The organism is Acinetobacter sp. ANC_7504, from assembly GCF_056779995.1.
In genome coordinates, this window is the sequence record NZ_JBWYIZ010000015.1 from 53,841 (window position 1) to 60,065 (window position 6,225).

The window sequence follows — 6,225 nt, forward strand, 5'->3', positions numbered from 1 at the left end:
TATAATCGATTTATTTTTAAACAGCAAGACAGGGGATTTGTTTAAATGCTTTTTGATGAAATTAAGCTTCCTGTACAAAAAAGAAGTAAAGCAAGGTTAGAACTTGTATTAGAAACAACGAAGAAAATATTAGAAGAACAAGGCATCAATCACTGTACTATTCCCGAAATTGCAGCACAGTCCGATCTTCCTAAGATTACGATTTATCAATACTTTCCAACAGTTAATCATTTGTTCAGCATATTGGTGAAACGTTATTTAGATGAACTGCAGGCCTATGTTTTGTTTAAAAATGAGTGCTATCAAACTTGGTCAACACGTGATATTTGTTTTGATCTAATTTCTAAGGTGGCTGAGTTCTACAATTCAAATCCTGCTGCAAGTATTTTGATTCTGGGTGGGCCAGTACATGTTGATGGTTTTAATTTACAGGAAATCGTCATTGAGAAGATTGCTCATGATTTACAAGCGGTATTTGAGCAGAAAGTTCATCCGCTGAAATTGAATAGAAAAGAGGAAGCGGTGTATTTGGTTGAAATGGTTTTTGCATTAATGAAACACAGCTACTATCAGCATCAACAAGTCACTGATGACATTCTAAAAGAATGCCATTTCATCAGTGAATTTTACTTAAGCAGTAAGGGATATAACTACCAACTTTAAAAGTTTATTTTAGTTTTTCCAAAAAAAGTTGATGCGCTGCGATGAGTTGATCAAAAACGGGCGAATGAAATAGATCGAAGTGACCGCAGACGAACTCACGATATTCACCTTGTTTTAGTTTTTGTGCGAGTTTACGTGTTGCTTTGACAGGAATAAGTGAATCTAGTTCCGCACCTGACACAAAAACAGGGCATTGAATTTTATGAACGATCATTGTTGGTCGGTATAAACCAATGGTTGCAACGATTCGAGCTGGTACAGCATTTTTCCAATGCATCCCGTCTGGAATCAGTCGATAATAGGCATCATAGCAATCTTCACCCGCCAAAATGGCAAACCGATCTTTTGCAACTACAGGCATGGTTTTGAGTCTACCTATTTTTGCTAGGGCTAAATCTTGTAATGCAATCATGGTTGCAGGCAATAAATATTTTTTCGGATACAGTGTCAAGCTCGCTAAACCATCAACGTGTGGAAAATTAGAGATCACTGCTTTAAAGGTGTGTTCACTTGCTAATGTTAGAACATGCGCACCACTGAACGAATACCCCCATAAAATGATATTTTTTTTCGGGATGTAGAATCGGGTTTGAATATAGTCGATAACGACTTTCCAATCCTGAAGTTGACTATTTTTATCAACAAGATGCTGAACAGGACCACTGCTTAATCCAAAACCAGAATGATCAAATACGCATACGTTATATCCCAATTCTGCATAAGCTTCAGCGAAAGAGTTTAAGCCACAGCTTTTTTCTCCACCTAAGCCATGAGCCATAATGATGATACTAGAATCTTTTGTGATCGGCACTGGCATATAAAAATCCGCTTGGATTTGATAGTTGCCATTCGGAATAAGTAATTCTTGAGTTTGCATCGTGGTTATCCTTAACACTTTTTTATTTTTAAAACCCAACTCAGGTTGGTTTAAGCATATCGTTATGCAGTATAAAAGTCTATTTGATGTCAAATCGTTCAGAAAATTTTAAGCCTGATTGATTTAAATACATTTTTATTCGATGTATTCGTATGAGTTTTTTCTATCGCAAGCAATGTTTCGCCTTAATCTTGAGCTATTTCATTTTGGTCAATCTATTTCCAGTACATGGTGCAGTCGACATGAAATTGATTCAATTAGGCTTAAATTCAAAAGGAGTGTTCTATTTAAAAGATGCATTTTGGCCAAGTGTGGTCGGGCATGAATGGGTTAAATATGTGCTAATCGCGATGTACTGCAGTATGCTGATATCTGCAGTCATGGTTGCTCATCCCAAATCGAGAAATCAACGTTTGGAAACCTCTAAAAATTACATCACAATTTTTGCAGTTGCTTTAATTTCAATTATTTTAATAGCGTTGTTCAAATCACAGTCGAACTTGATGTGTCCATGGGATGCAGCTCAACCTCAGGGAATGACAGTTGTCTGGAGTCTCAGTAGTAAAGTTGGGCATTGTTTTCCTGGAGGTCATGCTTCTGCAGGTTTTGCATTATTGAGTGGGTATTTTGTGTTCAGGAGCAAAAAAAGCAAATTAGCTCAATTTTACTTATTGAGTGCAATTCTCTTGGGAATGCTTATGGGATGGACGCAAATGCTTAGAGGTGCACATTTTTTCAGTCATAATCTTTGGACAGGTTGGTTGATTTGGATGTTCAATGTCGTAATATTTAGTCTAAAAGATAAGGTTAAATTAGCCTAAGCAATTAATGTAGTTTAATTTCCACTCTCACCAATAAACCACCTAATTGAGGGCTGCGATCAAAGATAAGATTACCCCCCATACGTTCTACAGCTTTTTCAACAATTGATAAACCTAAGCCACTACCAATTTCTTGATGTTGCTCAACTCGATAAAATCTTTTTTTAATACGTTCATAGAGATCTGCTGAAATTCCTGGGCCACTATCTTCCACTTGAATGATAGCTATATCATTCTCTTGAAATGTCGAAACATTAATGATGCCATTGGGAGGCGTGTATTTAATCGCATTCTCTATTAAGTTGGTTAATATTGAATCTATAGCAGATGAATAATTTATAATTTGAACGTGTTCATAACGTTCCATACCTAAATCGATTTCTTTGGCTAAAGCTAAATGAATCAATTGTTCAATAGATTGATAAGCACGTTCATCTAACCGAATACTCATTTTTTTCTCGTTACTGGCATTCAATGAATCTTGTTGAGCGAGATTTAAAAGCTGTCCGACCAAATGCTGAGTTCGGTGTAAACCATTATTCATTTTGATTAACGATTCGTGATGGGGGAGCTCTTTGAGTAAAATTTTAGTTTGAAGATTTAATGCTGTAATTGGTGTTCTTAATTCGTGAGCGGCGTCTGCAATAAATTGTTTTTGTTCTTGTTGGGCATCAGAGATCCTTTGAAATAATTGATTGATCGCTTGAATGCTGGGTACTAGCTCAATAGGGTACTGTTGAGGGTCGATTACGGTCAGCTCATTTGGTTTACGTGTACTTAATTCGGATTTAAATTGCTCAAATGGAGCAAAATTTCTTCTAATTATAAAACCTAAGCCATAAATCGCGAAGGGCATAATGATTAAATAAGGTAAAAACATGTTGATTGCGAGCTCTATGGCTAAAGCTTGTCGAACAGAGTCTTGTTGGCTCACTTGAACTTGAACAGTTTTCAATGGAATCACATAGGTATGCCATTTACCATAATGATTAGTGTGATGATAAAAACCTGACTTAGCGACTGGCTCAACCAACTGTTTAAACTTTTCATGTAAATGTGATTGTTGGTCATAGGCCCAAACATCTACAAATAAATCTTCTTCATGGTACTGTTTTAAATGTGAAAATTTACTCTTTACAGGATCTGGATTAAATTTTGCAACGCGCTCTGCCAGATTTTTCAGCTGAGCATCAAGTATTTCATTTGTTTCCTCTAAAGCTGTTCTATAGGCTGAAAAAACTAATATGCATCCCATCACCACACTAAAAATTGAGGTAAATACAACAAGTTGCTTTTGTAAAGAGTAGGGTTGCGTCATGTATCAATTCTTGTTTTATGGTGTAGGCTGACCTAGCCGATAACCTAATCCTCGCACATTACGTATAAAATTTTTACCTAATTTTGAGCGTATGCGATGAATATAGACTTCAATGGTATTACTGCTGATTTCATTTTCAATATCATACAGTTTTTCTTCAAGATTAGACTTCGAAAAAATCTTATTTGGATAAGTTAAGAGTGGAATTAATAAAGCCCACTCACGGTTTGAAAACTCAACCGTCTGATTTTCAAAACTCGCGATATGTTGTTCAAGATCTAACCTGAGTCCGCCAAATTCTAAAATTTGTTTTATCTGAGGTGTATTTTGTTGAGATGCACGTCTGAGTATGGCGTGAATACGCGCTAATAACTCCTCAAACTCGTATGGTTTTACTAGATAATCATCAGCGCCTTGATTTAATCCATCGATACGGTGCTGAAGTTGATCTCTTGCTGAAATAATGAGTACAGGAATTGAAGGAAATAGTGAGCGAAGATGTTTGAGTACTTGCATGCCATCCATCATAGGTAATCCAAGATCGAGCAGCACTAAATCAAATGCTTGTTGATTTAATTGTTTTAAGCCATCGATGCCATTATTGACCCAGACTACTTCAAATGATTGATATTGGAGCAACTTTTGAGATGACTCTGCAATCATAAAGTCATCTTCAATCATCAGGATTTTATTCATATTAGGCTCTGTTCTGTAATTGAGGTTTGCATTGTTGGCTGAGGTCTAATGCGGGTTGTAATGTTGTAGTATGAATATTCAATAAACTTAGCATGGTGTGAAAGACATTGTCTTGGCTAAGTGCATCATTTTTCTGAGATTCAATGCATCGTACAGTTGACGCTTGATGTTTTCGCCATGCTGTTGAAAACCACATGATCATCGGGACATGAGTTTGTTGTGATGGTGCAATTTGATAAGGGGCGCCGTGTAAATAGATTCCATGTTCACCCGTGGATTCACCATGATCTGATAAATACCATAAAGCGGATTGAAATTGAGTTTGTTTGTTTAATAAATTGATTGTCGAAGCGAGAATATGGTCTGTATATACAATTGAATTATCATATGTATTGATCAGAGCTTGTTGACTACATCCCTGAATTGCGCTGGTGTTACAGGTCGGCTGAAAGGGTGTGTATTGATGAGTGGACCGTTTATAGTAAGCTGGGCCGTGACTTCCCATTTGATGGAGTACGATAAGTCTTGGCGTTTTATCATTTTTGGGAATGGCTTGTATATAGGCATTAAGGCTATCAATCAATATTTCATCTTTACATTCACCCTTAGAATCGCACCATTGCTTACGAATAGATTCGGGAATTTCATAACGCTCAACCCGATTACAAACTTCTTTGCATCCTGAATTGTTATTGATCCACGTTACTTTGTAGCCCGCACGTTGAATAATATCGAGTAAGTTCTCCCGTTGTCTTGCGACTTTTTCTGTATATGCTTGTCGAGTCATACCAGAAAATAAACAAGGTACGGATACCGCCGTTGCAGTACCACAGGAACTGACGTTACGAAAATTGATTATATTTAATTTGCTTAATTCTGGATTTGTAGCTCGATCATATCCATTCAACTGAAAACTTTCTGCACGTGCTGTTTCTCCTATCACTAAAACCATCAGTTTTGGAGTTTGATGGGTCGCCGTTTGAATAAATTGGTGTGCATCACGTCCGTAGGGTTGAATTATAGTATTTTTGGGAGGTTGAAGATGTTTATAATAACTGAAGGACGCTGCAACGACATTTTGAGGGCTGATCATTCCTTTCAACTCTCTGTTTTCTCTAAAAATAGCTGCATAGTCAACATAATATAAATAAGCGCAACCTAACACTAAAATTAAACTGATTGCACTGTGTAACATTTTCCTGCAAAGGGTATGAGAAAACGTTGATTTTTTGATATTCACCCAATAAATAAAAAAAAGAGGCGCTAAAATAAAAAATACAACCCAAATAAATAATCTTATATTTATCAGATCAAGTGCTTCCATCGTATTGGTTTGCATCATATTTTGAATCTGATCAGCATTAATAATAATGCCTAAACTACTTACAAAATATGCAGACATACCGCCTAATACAATCCAGATACTTGCAAATATCTTTACGTTCAATCTCCAATGAATAAGATTGAAAATAAAAAAATAAGCGGCTGTGATTAAGACAGATGAACCTATTAAAAAAAGAATTGCTGGATAACCTTGATAAGGTGTGAGTGAAGTAAGTTGTTTGTAGAACGCAATATTTAAACCAATGCCAACCCATACTGAGAGTACTAAATTGAATAGTGCTAGGCTTATCGCTGGTTTCTTCCATTGCTGAATGATAGATGTGTAGCGCATGCGATGAGTTCTAATATTTAACTATGCTGAGATTAGGTTTTATTTCTTAAAATTTACTGAATAAATGATTGAAGTCTAGGGCATAAAAAAAAGCCAGACTGGTGGAGCAATCTGGCAAAGCGTCAAGATGAGTCACCCGTGACAAGTGATGTTTCCTGAGTTCAGGTTTGAGTTG

At 36.4% G+C, this 6,225-nt stretch carries 6 protein-coding genes; 2 read left to right on the top strand and 4 right to left on the bottom strand.

Annotated features, from left to right (window positions below; genetic code table 11):
- The first annotated feature begins 45 nt into the window (after positions 1 to 45).
- A complete protein-coding gene (locus AC1M9F_RS13325) occupies positions 46 to 663 on the top strand; it encodes a TetR/AcrR family transcriptional regulator (RefSeq protein WP_035270045.1) in 618 nt (205 codons plus the stop codon).
- Positions 664 to 667: 4 nt separating this feature from the next.
- Here AC1M9F_RS13325 and AC1M9F_RS13330 read toward each other — a convergent pair whose 3' ends face one another.
- Positions 668 to 1,540 carry an alpha/beta hydrolase gene (locus tag AC1M9F_RS13330; protein ID WP_481598004.1) on the bottom strand — a complete coding sequence of 291 codons (873 nt, stop codon included), beginning with the start codon at positions 1,538 to 1,540 and terminating at the stop codon, positions 668 to 670.
- 242 nt (positions 1,541 to 1,782) lie between these two features.
- Between AC1M9F_RS13330 and AC1M9F_RS13335 the strand changes: the two genes are divergently transcribed.
- Positions 1,783 to 2,361, top strand: a complete 579-nt coding sequence (locus tag AC1M9F_RS13335) for a phosphatase PAP2 family protein (protein ID WP_481598005.1) — start codon at positions 1,783 to 1,785, stop codon at positions 2,359 to 2,361.
- Between the two features lie 4 nt (positions 2,362 to 2,365).
- Here AC1M9F_RS13335 and AC1M9F_RS13340 read toward each other — a convergent pair whose 3' ends face one another.
- Genes AC1M9F_RS13340 through AC1M9F_RS13350 form a run of 3 tightly spaced genes read right to left on the bottom strand, consistent with a single transcriptional unit; the run spans position 2,366 to position 6,050 of the window.
- Entirely contained in the window at positions 2,366 to 3,679 is a 1,314-nt protein-coding gene (locus tag AC1M9F_RS13340; protein WP_092768383.1) for an ATP-binding protein, read from the bottom strand.
- 15 nt (positions 3,680 to 3,694) lie between these two features.
- Positions 3,695 to 4,375 carry a response regulator transcription factor gene (locus AC1M9F_RS13345; RefSeq protein WP_092768381.1) on the bottom strand — a complete coding sequence of 227 codons (681 nt, stop codon included), beginning with the start codon at positions 4,373 to 4,375 and terminating at the stop codon, positions 3,695 to 3,697.
- A 1-nt stretch (position 4,376) separates the two neighbouring features.
- Complete coding sequence (locus tag AC1M9F_RS13350; protein WP_481598006.1) at positions 4,377 to 6,050, bottom strand: phosphoethanolamine transferase; 1,674 nt, start codon at positions 6,048 to 6,050, stop codon at positions 4,377 to 4,379.
- Positions 6,051 to 6,225: the final 175 nt, after the last annotated feature.

Excerpts from the sequence above, each read along its gene's own strand:
- AC1M9F_RS13325 (WP_035270045.1), top strand. The coding sequence starts at position 46 with ATGCTTTTTGATGAAATTAAGCTTCCTGTACAAAAAAGAAGTAAAGCA.
- AC1M9F_RS13340 (WP_092768383.1), bottom strand. The coding sequence starts at position 3,679 with ATGACGCAACCCTACTCTTTACAAAAGCAACTTGTTGTATTTACCTCA.
- AC1M9F_RS13330 (WP_481598004.1), bottom strand. The coding sequence starts at position 1,540 with ATGCAAACTCAAGAATTACTTATTCCGAATGGCAACTATCAAATCCAA.
- AC1M9F_RS13335 (WP_481598005.1), top strand. The coding sequence starts at position 1,783 with ATGAAATTGATTCAATTAGGCTTAAATTCAAAAGGAGTGTTCTATTTA.
- AC1M9F_RS13345 (WP_092768381.1), bottom strand. The coding sequence starts at position 4,375 with ATGAATAAAATCCTGATGATTGAAGATGACTTTATGATTGCAGAGTCA.
- AC1M9F_RS13350 (WP_481598006.1), bottom strand. The coding sequence starts at position 6,050 with ATGCGCTACACATCTATCATTCAGCAATGGAAGAAACCAGCGATAAGC.